General features: G+C 53.7%; 15 protein-coding genes. 6 read left to right on the top strand and 9 right to left on the bottom strand.

Annotated features, from left to right (window positions below; all coding sequences use genetic code 11):
- The first annotated feature begins 79 nt into the window (after window positions 1–79).
- The 6 genes from HMPREF1121_RS02320 (at window position 80) to HMPREF1121_RS02295 (ending at window position 4933) form a co-directional block, all read left to right on the top strand.
- Complete coding sequence (locus HMPREF1121_RS02320) at window positions 80–1633, top strand: acyl-CoA carboxylase subunit beta (protein WP_009433026.1); 1554 nt, start codon at window positions 80–82, stop codon at window positions 1631–1633.
- Window positions 1634–1676: 43 nt separating this feature from the next.
- Window positions 1677–2174, top strand: a complete 498-nt coding sequence (locus HMPREF1121_RS02315) for an OadG family protein (protein WP_232223720.1) — start codon at window positions 1677–1679, stop codon at window positions 2172–2174.
- A 22-nt stretch (window positions 2175–2196) separates the two neighbouring features.
- Window positions 2197–2379 (top strand): hypothetical protein, encoded by a 183-nt coding sequence (locus HMPREF1121_RS02310; RefSeq protein ID WP_009433217.1) that lies wholly within the window; start codon window positions 2197–2199, stop codon window positions 2377–2379.
- 30 nt (window positions 2380–2409) lie between these two features.
- Window positions 2410–2895 (top strand): acyl-CoA carboxylase biotin carboxyl carrier protein subunit, encoded by a 486-nt coding sequence (locus tag HMPREF1121_RS02305; RefSeq protein WP_044114473.1) that lies wholly within the window; start codon window positions 2410–2412, stop codon window positions 2893–2895.
- Window positions 2896–2899: 4 nt separating this feature from the next.
- Window positions 2900–4054 carry a sodium ion-translocating decarboxylase subunit beta gene (locus HMPREF1121_RS02300; RefSeq protein WP_044114472.1) on the top strand — a complete coding sequence of 385 codons (1155 nt, stop codon included), beginning with the start codon at window positions 2900–2902 and terminating at the stop codon, window positions 4052–4054.
- A gap of 207 nt (window positions 4055–4261) precedes the next feature.
- Entirely contained in the window at window positions 4262–4933 is a 672-nt protein-coding gene (locus HMPREF1121_RS02295) for a YceI family protein (protein ID WP_232223719.1), read from the top strand.
- Between the two features lie 314 nt (window positions 4934–5247).
- On the opposite strand, the gene HMPREF1121_RS02290 is transcribed toward HMPREF1121_RS02295, so the two are convergent.
- The 9 genes from HMPREF1121_RS02290 to HMPREF1121_RS02250 form a co-directional block, all read right to left on the bottom strand.
- Window positions 5248–5541: a GNAT family N-acetyltransferase gene (locus HMPREF1121_RS02290; RefSeq protein ID WP_044114470.1), complete on the bottom strand. Its 294-nt coding sequence runs from the start codon at window positions 5539–5541 to the stop codon at window positions 5248–5250.
- Between the two features lie 97 nt (window positions 5542–5638).
- Window positions 5639–5932, bottom strand: a complete 294-nt coding sequence (locus tag HMPREF1121_RS02285) for an HU family DNA-binding protein (protein ID WP_009433000.1) — start codon at window positions 5930–5932, stop codon at window positions 5639–5641.
- 181 nt (window positions 5933–6113) lie between these two features.
- Complete coding sequence (locus HMPREF1121_RS02280) at window positions 6114–8423, bottom strand: GH92 family glycosyl hydrolase (RefSeq protein ID WP_084151909.1); 2310 nt, start codon at window positions 8421–8423, stop codon at window positions 6114–6116.
- Between the two features lie 149 nt (window positions 8424–8572).
- Entirely contained in the window at window positions 8573–9922 is a 1350-nt protein-coding gene (gene ffh / locus HMPREF1121_RS02275) for a signal recognition particle protein (RefSeq protein ID WP_044114469.1), read from the bottom strand.
- Between the two features lie 2 nt (window positions 9923–9924).
- The gene (gene panD / locus HMPREF1121_RS02270; RefSeq protein WP_009432887.1) at window positions 9925–10275 is read right to left on the bottom strand and encodes an aspartate 1-decarboxylase; all 351 of its coding nucleotides are present in this window, start codon (window positions 10273–10275) and stop codon (window positions 9925–9927) included.
- 5 nt (window positions 10276–10280) lie between these two features.
- Window positions 10281–11408: a GNAT family N-acetyltransferase gene (locus tag HMPREF1121_RS02265; RefSeq protein ID WP_009432990.1), complete on the bottom strand. Its 1128-nt coding sequence runs from the start codon at window positions 11406–11408 to the stop codon at window positions 10281–10283.
- Window positions 11409–11834: 426 nt separating this feature from the next.
- Window positions 11835–13244, bottom strand: a complete 1410-nt coding sequence (locus HMPREF1121_RS02260; RefSeq protein ID WP_044114468.1) for an MFS transporter — start codon at window positions 13242–13244, stop codon at window positions 11835–11837.
- 17 nt (window positions 13245–13261) lie between these two features.
- A complete protein-coding gene (locus HMPREF1121_RS02255) occupies window positions 13262–14569 on the bottom strand; it encodes a bifunctional folylpolyglutamate synthase/dihydrofolate synthase (RefSeq protein ID WP_044114467.1) in 1308 nt (435 codons plus the stop codon).
- Window positions 14570–14579: 10 nt separating this feature from the next.
- Complete coding sequence (locus tag HMPREF1121_RS02250; protein ID WP_044114466.1) at window positions 14580–15872, bottom strand: adenylosuccinate synthase; 1293 nt, start codon at window positions 15870–15872, stop codon at window positions 14580–14582.
- Window positions 15873–16406 lie beyond the last annotated feature (534 nt).

The raw sequence follows: 16406 nt of genomic DNA, 5'->3' as shown, positions 1-16406 counted from the left end.
TTACGTGATCTCCTCTATTATCCCATTCTAATTAATCTCTCTCCTATAATAACGACAGTATCTACTAACAGCAATCAATATGAGTGTCCAATTAGAGAAAATCAAGGAGCTTATTGAGCTCCGCGCTAAGGCCCACATCGGTGGCGGTCAGAAGCGTATCGACAGCCAGCACCAGAAGGGTAAGTTCACCGCTCGCGAGCGTATCGCCCTCCTTCTTGACGAAGGTAGCTTCGACGAAATCGACACCTTCGTCCTGCACCGCTCGACGAACTTCGGTATCGACAAGACGAAGTTCCTCGGTGACGGTGTCGTCACCGGTTCCGGTACGATCGACGGTCGTCTGGTCTATGTCTTCGCACAGGACTTCACCGTCTTTGGTGGTGCACTCTCCGAAATGCTGGCTTCGAAGATCTGTAAGGTCATGGAGCTCGCTATGAAGATGGGTGCTCCTGTCATCGGCCTTAACGACTCGGGTGGTGCCCGTATTCAGGAAGGTATCAACGCTCTCAGTGGCTATGGTGACATCTTCCAGAACAACATCCTGGCTTCGGGTGTGATCCCCCAGATCTCTGCTATCTTCGGTCCTTGCGCCGGTGGTGCGGTTTACTCGCCTGCTCTTACTGACTTCAACATCATGAGCAAGGGTACGAGCTACATGTTCCTCACTGGTCCCAAGGTCGTTAAGACTGTCACAGGTGAAGACGTTACCCAGGAGCAGCTCGGTGGTGCCAGCGTACATGCCTCCAAGAGTGGTGTCGCTCACTTCGCTGTAGATAATGAAGAGGAAGGTATCCGCCTGATCCGTCACCTGCTCTCCTTCATCCCCCAGAACAACATGGAGGATGCTCCTTGCGTAGAGCCCACGGACGTAGTAGACCGCGTCGACGATGTCCTCAACACGATCATTCCCGACCAGCCTAACAAGGGCTACAACATGTACGATGTCATCGGTACGATCGTCGACAATGGTGAGTTCCTCGAAGTACACCGTGACTGGGCTAAGAACATCATCATCGGCTTCGCTCGCTTCAACGGTCAGAGCGTCGGTATCGTCGCTAACCAGCCTATGGTCATGGCAGGTGCCCTTGACAGCAATGCTTCTCGTAAGGCTGCTCGCTTCGTCCGCTTCTGTGACGCCTTCAACATCCCTCTTGTTACCCTCGTAGACGTCCCAGGCTTCCTCCCAGGTACGGGTCAGGAATACAACGGGGTTATCGTCCATGGTGCTAAGCTCCTCTACGCTTATGGTGAAGCTACGGTGCCCAAGATCACCGTCACGCTGCGTAAGGCTTATGGTGGTGCTTACATCGTGATGAGCTCTAAGCACCTGCGCTCCGACATCAACCTTGCATGGCCTTCAGCAGAAATCGCTGTTATGGGTCCCACGGGTGCTGTCGAAGTAATCTTCGCTAAGGAGGTAGCTGCTGCAGAAGATCCTGCACAGGCTGCTGCTGAGAAGGAAGAAGAATACCGCAAGGCCTTCGCCAACCCATACAATGCCGCTTCTTACGGCTATATGGATGACGTCATCGAGCCTCGCAACACGCGCTTCCGTATCATCCGCGCTCTTGAGCAGCTCCGCACCAAGAAGCAGATCAATCCTGCGAAGAAGCACGACAACCTGCCTCTCTAAGCAGGCTTGTCTTGGCCATTCATAGTCCATCAAGCTACACGCTATGAATCTCGCTCGCAAACTATACCAGCTAACCCTCGGGCTGTCGCTTGCGGCAGCACCGATGGTGGCATGGGCTCAAGACCATCCTCAGCTCTCCGAGAAAGTCCAAAGACTCGCCGAGCGCGACCCTGCTGGAGGTATCATGACCTTCACGGCTGTGCTCGTCGTCTTCCTCGCGCTGCTGATGCTGGTGCTTATCTTCCGATGCATCGGGATATTCTTCCAGAGGAGAAATGCTCCGAAGGTCGAGAAGCCCGATACTCAGAAGGCGCCCGCAGCGAGCTCTACAGGTAAACCCTCCGCAGAAGCTCTGGTAGCCATCTCACTGGCTCTCCAGAGTGCCGCGGGGAAGCCTGATGAAGTCGCCGCCGTTATTGCGATGGCTCTTCGCTCTGAGCTCGAGACGCAGCACGATCACGAAAGCTACGTCCTGACGATACGCCACCGTCCCACGATGTGGAACGCGCATGTCCAGCAGACTCCGGCCCTCAAACGATAAACAAGCTATCCTCACAAGAAATATGTCGCAGGAACCCAATCTCAAGGAAGTCTTCGTCGCTATCTCGTATGCGCTGCACGAAGAGCTGGGTAAGCACCTCCACGACCAAGAGTCTCTGGTGCTCACCTATAAGCGTACGGCTCCATCTCCCTGGGCCTCCAAGGCTCTGACGATGCGCCAGCTTCCTATCCTCACGCAACTATAATAAGCAATCACATTCAACTCCCTATCCACAATGAAAGAGTACAAGTATAAGATCAATGGCAACGAGTACAGTGTCGCTATCATCGATCTCGAAGGCGACAAGGCTGCCGTAGAAGTAAATGGTGTCTCCTACCAGGTAGATATCCTCACCGAAGGCTACACCGCACCTGCTCCACGTCCAGCAGCTAAGCCTGCTGCGACTCCCGCACCTGCTCCTGCCGCAGCACCCGCCGCTCCTGCACCCGCTCCTCAGCCTATCGCACCCGCTGCTCCTGCTGCCGAACCCGCAGCTCCCGCAGGTAAGGGTACGGCTGTCCAGTCTCCTCTGCCCGGTGTCATCCTCGACATCAAGGTCGCTGTAGGCGATCAGGTAAAGGCTGGTCAGACGGTGGCTATCCTCGAGGCAATGAAGATGGAGAACAACATCAACGCTGAGTGCGATGGTGTCATCACTGCCATCAAGGTCTCTAAGGGGGATAACATCCTCGAAGGCTCTGATATCGTAATCATCGGATAGTCTTATGTCCTCCTTCTGGGGCTTCTTAGCTGAGAATCTGGAGACCTTCTACTCCTTCACTGGGGTAGCTAATGCCACTCCTGGGCACCTGATCATGATCCTGGTCGGTCTGCTCTTCATCTTCTTAGCTATCAGATATGAGTTTGAGCCAATGCTGCTCATCCCTATTGGCTTCGGTATGCTCATCGGGAACATACCTATGCTCAATGGGCTGCAGGTCGGTATCTACGAGAAAGGCTCTGTACTGAACATCCTTCACCAAGGGGTGCTACAGGGGTGGTATCCGCCCTTGATCTTCCTCGGGATCGGTGCGATGACAGACTTCACGGCTCTTATCTCTAACCCCAAGCTCATGCTCGTCGGAGCGGCTGCACAGTTCGGTATCTTTGCAGCTTACATGACGGCTCTGCAGCTGGGCTTTACGCCAACTGAAGCAGGGGCTATTGGTATCATCGGTGGAGCAGATGGCCCGACGGCTATCTTCCTCTCGAACCGCTTGGCTCCTCATCTCCTCGGTGCTATCGCTGTGTCGGCTTACTCCTACATGGCTCTGGTGCCCGTGATCCAGCCTCCCTTCATGCGTCTTCTGACGACGAAGAAGGAGCGTGTAATGCGTATGAAGCGCCCTCGTCAGGTCTCTCAGACGGAGAAGATCATCTTTCCTATCGCTGGGCTTCTCTTGACGACGATGCTCGTACCGCCTGCACTGCCCCTCTTAGGGATGCTCTTCTTTGGTAATCTCCTTCGCGAGAGTGGAGTCACGAAGCGTCTTGCTGACACTGCTAAGGGACCGCTGATCGATACGATCACGATCCTCCTCGGTGTCACGGTAGGTGCTTCGACCCAGGCCACGGAATTCCTCACGGGTAGCTCGGTATTGATCTTCGGACTTGGGGCATTCTCCTTCGTCGTAGCTACGGTGAGCGGTGTCCTCTTCGTCAAGTTTTTCAACGTCTTCCTCAAGCCAGAGAACAAGATCAATCCTCTCATCGGGAATGCTGGTGTCTCTGCTGTGCCTGACTCCGCACGTATCTCTCAGACGCTTGGTCTGGAATACGACCCCACGAACTACCTCCTCATGCACGCCATGGGGCCTAACGTCGCCGGGGTTATCGGGTCAGCTGTCGCAGCTGGTATCCTCCTGAGCTTCCTTGGCTAAGGGATCACCGACATACTACACACTGCTATAGGCCTTCGCGCTCCAGATCTCCTTCGGGGGATGTGGGGCGCGAAGCTCTTTTATGTGGAGGCTCTTTGCTTGGGATCTGCCTTGACTTCGCAGAGCTTTCTAAATAGGCGGCGTGAACAATTTTTATTACTTCGTGGTTTACTTGATAACAATCTATAATTATTGATCCGATTATATATGAAGAAAATGACTTGGGCTCTGGCAGGACTTCTTGCTGCGGGCTCCTTTATTGCCTCCTGCTCGGGCTCGAATGGGCAGAGCAGTGTAGCGGCTTCTGACTCTGTGGCCTTCCTCTGCTATGATAGCACACAGGGCGTACAGATTGATTTCGCCGCCTCTGAAGTTCAGTGGAAGGGCTTCAAGCTGACGGGTTCGCACCACGGCAAGCTCCCTGTTAGCTCGGGGCAGCTTGATCTTCGCGAAGGTATCCTTCGTGGTGGCTACGTCGCTCTTCGCCTTGACAGCCTCACTGTAGAGGATCTCAAGCCCGAGGAAGGCGGTGATAAGCTCAAGGCTCACCTTCTGAGCGAAGACTTCTTCGATGCTGCTAAGTACCCCGAAGTAAAGTTTGAGCTGACGAGTATCCCCGCCGAAGGTGTCCGCATCGCAGACCTCACGGAGCTCAAGGGGAATCTCACGCTGAAGGATGTCTCTAAGAACATCACCATCCCCGTCGCCTCTGTCGTCTATGATCAGGAGCACGGTACCTACTCCATCGCGAGCAAGCCCTTCAACATCAATCGTGCAGACTGGAATGTCAAGTACGGCTCGAAGAGCTTCTTCACGGGTCTCGGCGACAACTTCATCAACGATGATATCGAGCTGAGCTTCCTCCTTCGCACGAAGTAAGCATTTTCCCGTCTCTTCGACGGAATAAGTCCCGGCCCTGCGGTAGCATTTACCGCAGGGCCGGGACTGTTTTTAGGGCAACGCATCGGCTACTGTTGAAGGCGACCTTCTGTAGCGCACAGACGAAGCTCAATAGCTTGTCGTAAGAAGGAATATACCTTTCGATCGTAGGGTATATACCCTTTGTTCAGATGTTATATTACTTCTGATGAAAAGTAATATAACATTCGGCTGAAAGTAATATAACATTCAGTCAGAAGTAATATAACTCCTGCTAAGAAGTAGAGATACTTCTTATCGCAGGTACTTGGAGGCTAGGCTTCCTCTGGAGCACGAAGTACCTCGAGCTCAGGGTGACGCTCCATATAAGCCACTATATAGGAGCAGACGGGACGAACAAGAAGGCCTTCGCTTTGGCAGTGCTCGAAGAAGCTTTCGGCTAATTTTGCGGCGATGCCTTTGCCTTGATGCTCGGGCGAAACACGCGTGTGTTCGGCCACAGCAATGGAAGTCTCGGGAAGCACACGAAAGGAAATGTGGCCAAGCTCTTCGCTGCCTTCGTGGAGTGTGAGGCGGCTCTCTTCGCCGCTTGTAGTAAGCTGGATCATCGGATAGCTGTGAGGGTGGGGGAATGAAAAGAGCAAGGCCACCCCACCAAGTCGATGGAGTGGCCCCGCGCCATTAATGAAACACGTGTCGTGCTGCTTACTTCTTACCCTTCTTAGCAGGAGCTACGTTGAGGTCGAGAGCTGCACCAGCCTTGAACTTCACAGCCTTGCGAGCAGGGATCTGGATCTTCTTCTTCGTCTGAGGATTGATACCCTGACGAGCAGGCTTTTCATTTACAGAGAAGGTACCGAAGCCGAGGAGCGTGATCTTCTCACCCTTCTTGAGTTCTGCAGCTACAATAGAAGCGAAAGCTTCGACGGCCTTGCGAGCATCTACCTTAGTCAGCTCAGCTACTTCAGCCACACGTGCGATAAATTCTGTCTTGTTCATAAGTTCTGTTGTATGGGTTGTACAAAGTTAATTGCTGCGAGGAGGGGGAGCTTCTGGAGGTATCCAGGTGGGATTGTGTGCCGTAACTCCCTCTTGATTCTGTTCCAAATGTACAGATTTTTTTGCTTATACAAAGGCTCTACGGCCTTTCCTGCAAAAAAAATTGATACCCTCACTCTGATTAATCCACCGTAATCTCTGGCATACCACCTACAAGCTTCGTGAAGAAGGTGATCTTGCCAGCATTCATCAGCTCGTCGTGATTGATGCGGTAGGTATTCTTATAGAGCTTGTTACCTATCTGGAACTCGTCGAAATAGATGCGCTGACGGTTGGTATGTTCGTCTACAGGACGCGTCTCGATGACCAGCGTAGGATTCTTGTAGTACTTCGTGTCAAGGTGTATGGTGACCTTGTCAAAAGTAGGCGTAGTAAGTCCGTAGCTCATCGATCCAGGGCAGTCGGGATAGAAGCCAAGCATCGTGAAGATAGCCCATGCGCTCATCGCACCCGTATCATCATTGCCTGGGATACCGCTGGGTTCGTTGCGATAATACTTCCCGAGGAGCTTGCTTGTGATACGCTGCGTGCGCCATGCTTCCTTGGGGAAGTAGGTGAAGAGGTAAGGATAAGCGATGTCGGGCTCATTAGCTGGGTCGTAGTTCTCCTTGTCGAAGACGCTCTGCAGCTTGTCGACGAACTTGCGTTCACCTCCCATAAGCTTCGCAAGACCACGGATATCGTGGGGGACGTAGAAGCTATAGTTCCAAGAGTTCCCTTCGTGGAAGCCTGGGTTAGGCTCGAAGTCGCGGCCGAGGGTGGGGTGGAAGGGGGTGAGGAACTTCCCATCGGGGAGGATCGGACGAAGTAGCCCCGTCTCCTTGTCGTAGTAGTGCTTGTAGCCAGAAGCTCGGCGAGCAAAGAGCTGTGCATCCTTCTTCTTACCCATAGCAGAGGCAAACTGGCTGAGATTCCAGTCTGCGATGTAGTACTCGAGCGCGTGAGAGACCGAGTTGTCGAACTGCTCTCTCAAGGGGACGTAGCCTCGTGAAGCGTAGTCATCGAAGTCAGGGCGGAGCTTATTATCCTTACCTGGCGTCGTAGCGCCCTTGAGCATAGCTTCGTAAGCGAGCTTCGTGTCGAAGTCACGGATACCACGCTGCCACGTGTCATTGATGACGATGATCGAAGGGTCTCCTTCCATGGTGAAAGTCTCCTGCCCGTAGAGTTCCCACTTGGGGAGCCAGCCACCTTCCTTATACATATCCAGCATCGTCTCTACCATAGCCAGCTGCTTGCGTGGATAGAGGATCGAGAGGAGCGGATGGACATTGCGGTAGGTATCCCACAGCGAATAGACGGTATATCTGTCGTGCTTCGTCGTAGCCGTCTGGAGTGATCCCATCATAGGATACTGACCGTTGACGTCCTGCAGGATGTTGGGGTGGATCAAGAGATGATAGAGTGCCGTGTAGAAGATCTTACGCTGGTCCGTCGTACCACCTTCTACCTCGACGACACGTAGTGCCTTCTCCCAGCTATCTTCTGCAGCGCGACGAACGGCAGCGAAGTCCAGCTTAGGTTGCTCGGTAGTGAGGTTCAGCAGGGCATTCTCTTCGCTGACGAAGGATACGCCCGTCTGGACATAAATCGTCTCACCAGGCTTGGTGTCGTAGGAGAACCATACCCCGATATCATTCCCACTGATCTCCTTCCGGTAGGTAGGATAGATCTTGTACTTGCCTTGATCCTTGTCCCATTCAGCTTCTACGCCTTCCATAGGAGGCTGCTTCTTCCAGTAGCCCGAGGCTGGTGCACGGCGGCTGATGCGGATAGCGAAGTACTGATTGAAGACAGCTTGGGGAGCATAGCAGAAGGTCCCCATGAGCTTGCTCCCTACGATGGTCGAGTCATTGAGGAAGCGCACGGTCGCACCACTCTCATTCGTCAGCCCCAGACCGAGATTTACGAGGATATTGCTCTTACCACCGCGCTCAAAGGTGAAGGCAGAGACGGCTGTACGCTGAGTAGCCGTCACCTCAGCCTTGATCTTGTGCTTATCGAGCTGTACGCTGTAGTAGCCAGGATGTGCCTTCTCTTGGCTCATGGCCGAGCCGTAGTGTGTGTAGTCTACATCGAGATCGCCGGCAGAAGCCGATACGATGATACTCCCCAGCTCAGGGCAGCCGACACCGCTCAGATTGACATGGCTGAAGCCCGAGAAGAACTTGTTGTCAGCGGTGTAGGGTGTACTCCACCAGCGCTTGTCCTTATCGAACTTATTCAGCTCGGGGGAGCCCGATACATTGAATGGCGTGATACTCATCAAGCCATTGGGTACGACGGCTCCAGGGTTAGTCGTACCGAAGTTAGAGGTCCCGATGAAGGGATTGATTTCATCGATGAGTCGCTTGGTGCTCTGCGCCCATGCATTGCTTGAGAGCATGAGGAGCGATAGAGCAGCGACCAATGGTAGCTTTGTTAGCTTCATATCGTACGTATAATAAGTAGAGTAGGGGAGAAAGAGTTCATCCCTTGGATAAGGATCATGGACGCTATCGTAGTGAAGCGAGGATGATGATTATCCAAGGGATGATCTCATATAGGCCTCTTCTTTATGAGGCAGTGTATGGGGAGGGATTAGCGGAGCTTGCCACCACCCATGAATGGCATCTTGGGCATCTTGGGCATCTTACCGCCCTTGAAGCCCTGTAGAGTCTTCATCATCTTGCGGGTCTGGGTGAACTGCGTGAGGAGCTTATTGACATCTTGTACGCTCGTCCCACTCCCAAGAGCGATGCGCTTACGGCGATGACCATCGAGGATATGAGGCTTAGCTCGCTCCTCGGGCGTCATCGAGTAGATGATAGCTTCGATGCTCTTGAAGGCATCGTCCTTGATATCGATATCCTTCAGTGCCTTCCCGACACCTGGGATCATCGCTGCAAGATCCTTGATGTTACCCATCTTCTTGATCTGCTGGATCTGGGCGAGGAAGTCATTGAAGTCAAACTGATCCTTAGCGATACGCTCCTCGAGGCGCTTAGCTTCGCGCTCGTCGTAGAGCTGCTGGGCACGCTCGACAAGTGAGACGATATCACCCATGCCGAGGATACGGTCGGCCATACGATCGGGGTGGAAGACATCCAGTGCATCCATCTTCTCGCCCATCCCGACGAACTTGATCGGCTTATCAACGACGGTACGGATGGAGAGGGCAGCACCACCGCGGGTATCCCCGTCAAGCTTAGTGAGGACGACGCCATCGAAGTCGAGACGCTCGTTGAAGGTCTTAGCTGTATTCACAGCGTCCTGCCCTGTCATCGAGTCGACGACGAAGAGCGTCTCCGAGGGGCGGATAGCACGCTTGATCTCTTCGATCTCACGCATCATCTCTTCATCGACAGCCAGACGACCAGCGGTGTCGATGATCACGACATCGCAGCCCTGACCCATAGCTTCAGCGACACCACGGCGAGCGATGCTCACGGGATCCTTGCTCTCGAGGTCAAAGAATACGGGGACATCGAGCTGACCTGCCAGCACGCGAAGCTGCTCGATAGCAGCGGGACGATAGACGTCACCAGCTACGAGCATGGGCTTCTTGCCTTGCTTGGTCTTGAGGAGGTTAGCCAGCTTCCCAGAGAAGGTTGTCTTCCCCGAGCCCTGAAGACCCGACATGAGGATGATGGCGGGCATGCCCGTGAGGTTCAGCTCTGCAGCCTTGCCTCCCATTAGGTTAGCCAGCTCATCGTGGACGATCTTCACCATCAGCTCGCCTGGGCGGACAGCGGTGAGGACATCCTGACCTAAGGCCTTCTCCTTGACGTCTTCGGTGAATTTCTTAGCTACGTTATAGTTGACGTCCGCTTCGAGGAGTGCTCGGCGCACATCCTTGAGCGTCTCAGCTACATTGAGTTCGGTGATCTTACCTTCGCCCTTGAGGATCTTAAATGACCGCTCGAGGCGCTCACTCAGGTTTTCGAACATATCTATACGAGTCTATTAGTTGCGGTATCGGGGAAGATAACTGCGGGCTTGAAGCCCTGTGCTTCTTCGTAGGTCATCCAAGCATAGGCCATGATGATCACGGTATCGCCAGGCTGCACCAGACGGGCTGCAGCTCCGTTGAGGCAGATGACACCTGATCCTCGCTCTCCAGCGATGACGTAGGTCTCGAGGCGAGCCCCATTGTTATTATTGACGATCTGTACCTTCTCTCCTGGGAGGATATTAGCGGCCTCGATGAGGTCGGTATCGATAGTGATACTCCCGATGTAGGAGAGGTTCGCTTCGGTGACTGTGACGCGGTGAATCTTGGACTTCAGTAATTCAACAAGCATATCTCTTATATTTCTTTGATCCAGGCACGACGGGTCTTGTGGTGCTTACGCTCGAAGTAGTTCCACTGCATCTGTACAGCAGCGTTGGTCTCGAGCTCTGGATTGCTCTCGGCATAGCGTACGCCGTTCTTCTGGAAGACAGGGATGAGGTCGTCGAAGAGAAGTGCATTGACGCCCTTGTTCTGATACTCTGGGATGACCCCGATGAGGTAGAGGTCTACGATGGGGTTCTTCATCTTCAGTGCACGTAGTAGGTGTGCCCATCCGAAGGGGAAGAGGCTTCCCTTAGCTTTCTGTAGCGCACGGCTAAGGTTGGGCAGCGTGATGCCGAAGCCAATGACCTTATCATCTTCCTCGCGGACGATGACGGTCACGAAGTCGTAGCGTAGCATAGGGATGTACATACGCACATAGTAGTCGATCTGCTCACGTGACAGCTCAGATACCCCGTAGAGGACTGAGTAGGCTTGGTTCAGCGTGTCGAAGATGCGGTGTGCATAGGGGAGGATCTCCTGCTGATTCTTGAACTTCAGAGTCTTGAGCCCGTACTTCTTGCGGACGATCTCGGCGATACGCTTGTGCTTCTCGGGGATCTCCTCGGGGATCATGATCTTATACTCCTGCCAGTCCTGATCCTTGACAAAGCCCATGCGCTGCATGTGCTTGGGGTAGTATGCATAGTTGTAGATCGTAGCCATCGTACCGAGCTGGTCGAAGCCCTCGATGAGCATCCCTTCGTGGTCAAGGTCAGAGAAGCCCATGGGCCCCTGGAGCATATCCTTGCCACGGGCCTTGCCCCAGTCAGCAACAGCCTTGAAGAGCGCATCGACGACTTCATTGTCATTGATGAAGTCGACGAAGCCGAAGCGTACGTTGTTTTGGTTCCACGTCTCGTTGGCGCGGTGATTGATGATCCCTGCGATACGCCCGACGATACGCCCATCGCGATAGGCAAGGAAGTATGCGGCTTCGCAGAACTTAAAGGCGGGGTTGCGTGCTGGGTCTAGCGTGAGGAGTTCGTCCTCGATGAGCCCAGGTACGTGATACGGATTGCCCTTGTAGAGCTTGAGGTTGAACTTGACGAACTTCCTCAGGTCGGCTTTCTCCGTGATCTGTCTTATTTCGACTGCCATATATTATCGTTGTCTCTTGTGCCTCGGTGAGGCTTACACAATGTGCACAAAGATACGGTAAAAAGCTAAGATGCCCACGGAGGTACTCCTGTGTCAAAGTGGAGCTTTTGAGGAGCTATAGCAGGAAGGCTAAGCAAGATGATATGATGCTAGCAAGACGGAGGGGGTACTGTTATGATGGAGGGGAAGGTCGGTGGGTGGACCTATATTGGTCGCTGAGTTGACCTATATAGGTTGTGAATCGGACCAATATAGGTCACAGCGCTGACCAATATAGGTTCACCCAGCGACCAATATAGATTTATCTTACGATACTATATTGCTCAGTGCTGCTGCTTTGCTAAGTAGCTGATTTAAAAGAAGCGAGGTGCCGCCCCTGCCAAGGGAGCGGCACCTCGCGATGCATTAAGATGAAGGAGTCTATTACTACTTCACGTTGGGCAGCTCGAGACCATAGTGCTTCTTGCTGTCAACAGCCTTGAGGAAGAGGCTCATCAGCAGGGCGATGACACCGAAGCTGGCGAAGACAAGCATAGCAAGCGTATAGTCCTTCGGCTGACCTTCGGGCACACCTTTATTGACTGAGTCAAGGATGCTACCGATGATGATAGGCACAGACATCAGACCAACGTTCTGGATCCAGAAGATAGCCGAATAGGCAGAGCCCAATACCTTATTGTCAATGAGTTTGGGTACAGAGGGCCACAGCGTAGCAGGTACGAGTGAGAAGGAGATCCCAAGGAGGACAATCGCACTCATTGCAACGATGGTGCTATTGGTGCTACCAGGCACGAAGGGATAGAGAGCAAAGATCAGGTGGCAGATGATCATGAGAATTGATCCGAGGATAAGCATCGTAGCCCCCTTACCCTTGCGGTCAAGGTAGAAGCCAAGGATAGGCGTGACGATCATCGCACCAATGGGGAAGTAGCTGAAGTAAGCAGCAGCCTCTGTCGTTTCAAAGCCGACCTTGTAGTGAAGCATCTCGGTCGCAAACTTCTGGAAGGGGAAGATCGCTGAATAGTAGAGTACACAGAGGATAGCGACGACCCAGAAGACACCACTTCCGAAGACCTTGCCGAGGTCGGAGAACTTGAAGGGCTCTTCTGCCTCTTCTTCTTCGCCTTCAAGGTCCTTATCCAGTGCCTTGTCCATGAAGTAGTAGACGACATACAGCATTAGCCCGATACAAAGAAGTAGAGCACAGAATATGACAGGTGCTTGTACTGACTCAAACTCCTTAGCGAGCCAAGGAGAGAGGCGGAAGATAGCGAAGACACCGAAGCGAGCCAGTGCCATCTCAATGCCCATAGCCAGTGCCATTTCCTTACCCTTGAACCACTTGACGATAGCTCGTGATACCGTCACGCCAGCCATCTCGGTACCACAGCCGAAGAGCATGAATCCGAGGCAGGCACAGAGAGCTGTGGGAGGGAGATTCCATCCCGTGATACCATGGATGAAGCTGCTGAAGCTATTGATAGCATCGTAGCCAGGACCACCATTGCGGAAGGTCGCACTCAGGGCATAGACCTTGATAAGGGCCCCAATGACCATAAGACTACCCGATAGTAGCGCCGTGAAGCGTACCCCCATTTTGTCGAGGATGATACCTGCGAGGATGAGGAAGCCGACGAAGACGTTGAGGAAGAATTCACTCCCACCATAGAGTCCGAAGACAGTAGAGTCCCAGCCGAGCTCGGTCTCGACGAGTGTTTTCACTGGAGAGAGTACGTCTACGAACATGTAGGCGAAGAACATCGTCAGCGAGAGGAGTGCCAGCGCACCCCAGCGGGCGGCTGGCTTGTCACGCAGTGACAGCTTTGCTTGTTCCATATTGATAGAATTATTAGTTAGTTGATATCTGTGTTAGAGAGGTCCGCCAAGAGGTCGGAGATGAGGAAGTTGCTCCCCCCGACGAAGAGGACATCTGTATCTGGGTTTGCCGCCTTGCGAGCAGCGATGAGTGCCTCGTGGACGTTCGGATAAGTGCTGCCTTGTAGTCCATACTGCTCAGCTAGAGCTTGTAAGTCCTCTGGTGCGAGAGCACGTGGCACGGAGGCTGCGGTGAAGTAATAACGCGCTTCTTTCGGTAGACGTTGTAGTACTCCGCGGATATCCTTGTCATTGACCATGCCGAAGATGATGTGTAGGGGACGCTGTAGGCTACGGAGTTGCTCTACGATATAGCGGACGCCATCTTCATTGTGTGCAGTGTCGCAGATGAGGGTGGGGTGCTGAGATAGTACTTCCCAGCGTCCGCGCAGCCCAGTGAGCGAAATGACATGGCGTAGCCCGTCACGGAATGCTTCTTCGGAGATGGCGATTCCCTGACTACGTAGCTCTTGTATCGTCGTATAGATCGCTCGGAAGTTATCCCGCTGTACGAGTCCACCCAAGCCGAAGTAGTAGGGGTGGGCTTCCTCACCCTCGAGTGTAAAGCTCTGGCCTGGGAACTCGGGCGTCTGTGCCTTGATGTGTACGGCTTCTTCGGCGAAGATGATGGGAGCCTCCTCTTCGGCAGCCTTCTTCACAAAGACCTCGCGCACCTTGGGGGATTCACCTCGCCCGATGATGACAGGTGTATGAGGCTTGATGATACCCGCCTTCTCCCGAGCTATAGCCTCGAGCGTATCTCCGAGTAGCTGGGTATGATCCTTGCTGATGCTGGTGATGACTGAGGCGATGGGCGAGATGATGTTGGTGCAGTCAAGTCGTCCTCCCAGCCCAACCTCGATGACAGCGAAGTCTACCTGTGCCTGACGGAAGTAGTCGAAAGCCATGAGCGTCGTAATCTCGAAGAAGGAAGGCGAACGCTCTTCGATGAGGGGCTTAGCGTCCTCTACGAAGCGACAAACGAAGTCTTCGCTCACCATCTCCCCATTCACACGGATGCGCTCACGGAAGTCTAAGAGGTGGGGGGATGTGAAGAGCCCCACACGATAGCCAGCGGCCTGTAAGACGGCTGCTATCGTGTGGGAGGTCGACCCCTTACCATTCGTGCCACCGACGTGTATCGTGCGGTAGCAGCGGTGGGGATGGCCGTAGTGTGTGTCCAGGGTATGTGTCGTCTCTAAGCCTGGCTTGTATGCCGTGGTGCCTACCTGCTGGAAGACGGGCGTAGCTGCATAGAGATACTCAATAGCTTCTTGATAGGTCATCGAAGTCTATTCAGTGTGTCTGGGGCAGGAGCTCAGGATGGAGGGTAATCGTCTGATCTCTATCTGGCCCAACGGAGATGATCGTGATGGGTACACCGATCTCACGCTCTACGAAGGCAATGTAGTCCTTGAGCTCCTGAGGGAACTCCGCTGCAGAGGTGAGCTTAGTCGTGTCGCACTGCCACCCTTTGAGCTCGGTGTAGACAGGGCGTACTGCGTCGGTAAGCTCATAGGGGAAGTTGCGCGTCTTCTTACCATCGATCTCGTAGTCCGTGCAGACGCGGATCGTGGCGAAGCTATCGAGGACGTCGCTCTTCATCATGATCAGGCGGCTGACACCATTGAGCATCACCGTATAGCGCAGAGCTACGAGGTCGAGCCAACCACAGCGGCGGCGGCGACCTGTCACGGAGCCGAACTCATGACCCAGCGAGCAGAGCTGCTCACCCGTTTCGTCGAAGAGCTCCGTGGGGAAGGGACCCGAGCCGACACGGGTGCAGTAAGCCTTGAAGATCCCGTAGACCTCGCCGATCTGTCGTGGAGCGACACCGAGACCCGTGCAGCAGCCTGCACAGACTGTGTTGCTCGAGGTGACGAAGGGATAGGAGCCGAAGTCGATATCTAAGAGCGAGCCCTGTGCACCCTCTGCTAAGATGCGACGCGAGGAGCGAAGTGCATCGTTGATATACTCTTCGCTATCGATGAAGGTGAACTCTTCGAGGTACTTAATCGCATCCATCCACTGAGCTTCGAGAGCTTCGAGGCCCTCCGTGGGGTGCTGATAAGCGCGGAGAAGGGTCAGGTGACGCTCCTTCGCTTCTTGGTACTTGCGGAGGAAGTCGGAGTGAATGTCCCCGACGCGCAGCCCAGTGCGGCTGACCTTGTCGGTATAGGTAGGACCAATGCCCTTCCCTGTCGTCCCGATCTTGGCACCGCCCTTGGCTGCCTCTTGTGCAGCATCGATCATGCGGTGCGTGGGGAGAATCAGGTGTGCCTTGCGAGAGATGACGAGGCGCTTACGCAGATCGTGGCCGCTACGGGAGAGTGCGCGAGCTTCTTCAGTAAAGAGGATGGGGTCAAGGACCACACCATTACCGATGACGTTGATCTTGTCGCCCTGGAATATACCTGAGGGGATGGAGCGAAGGATGTACTTTTCTCCTTCGAATTCCAGCGTATGCCCCGCGTTGGGACCGCCTTGGAAGCGTGCAATAATATCATAGGAGGGCGTCAGTACATCGACGATCTTCCCTTTGCCTTCATCGCCCCACTGCAGCCCGAGGAGCACATCGACTTGTTCCATTGTATGTGTATTTGCTGTATTGTTTGTTGTCAGCTTACACTGTGGCTCTATGCCCAGCGTATGAGCGGTACTTAACGGATCGGCATCTCAGTGGTAGCTCGTCGCGTCATCGAGGGCGAAATCCTTGGCTTGCTCACGTACAAATATACTCTTTTCCCCCCGTTTTAAGACAATATTGTCCGCTACTGGCGGCGCAAATCTCCTGAGGGGCTTGCGGTGGCTTCCCGACCTCTCGTCCTCGGCTTTATTGAGGTGGAATGAAAAGGTATATACCCTTGGAGCAAGTAGTATATACCTTCTTCTCTCCTCCCTATATTAGGTTGTTGCTCCGCGTAGGGATAAAAGTTGTGGACGAGTGGCAGATAAGTTTGGGCTACGTACGTGGCTCTAATATCTACGTACGTGGATATTTGGACTTACATGCGTGGTCTTTAAGACTACGTACATAGATAGAGAAATCCCACTACGTGAAGGCGCTTTTTCCTTCGCGAGAAGGGCACTTTTCCCTCTGCTGGATAAGAGGAATACTTGCGA

The sequence above is a fragment of the Porphyromonas sp. KLE 1280 genome (assembly GCF_000700805.1).
GTDB classification, from domain to species: domain Bacteria; phylum Bacteroidota; class Bacteroidia; order Bacteroidales; family Porphyromonadaceae; genus Porphyromonas; species Porphyromonas pasteri.
The sequence above is the reverse complement of the archived record's forward strand: the minus strand, read 5'-3'. Positions and strand labels throughout refer to the sequence as shown.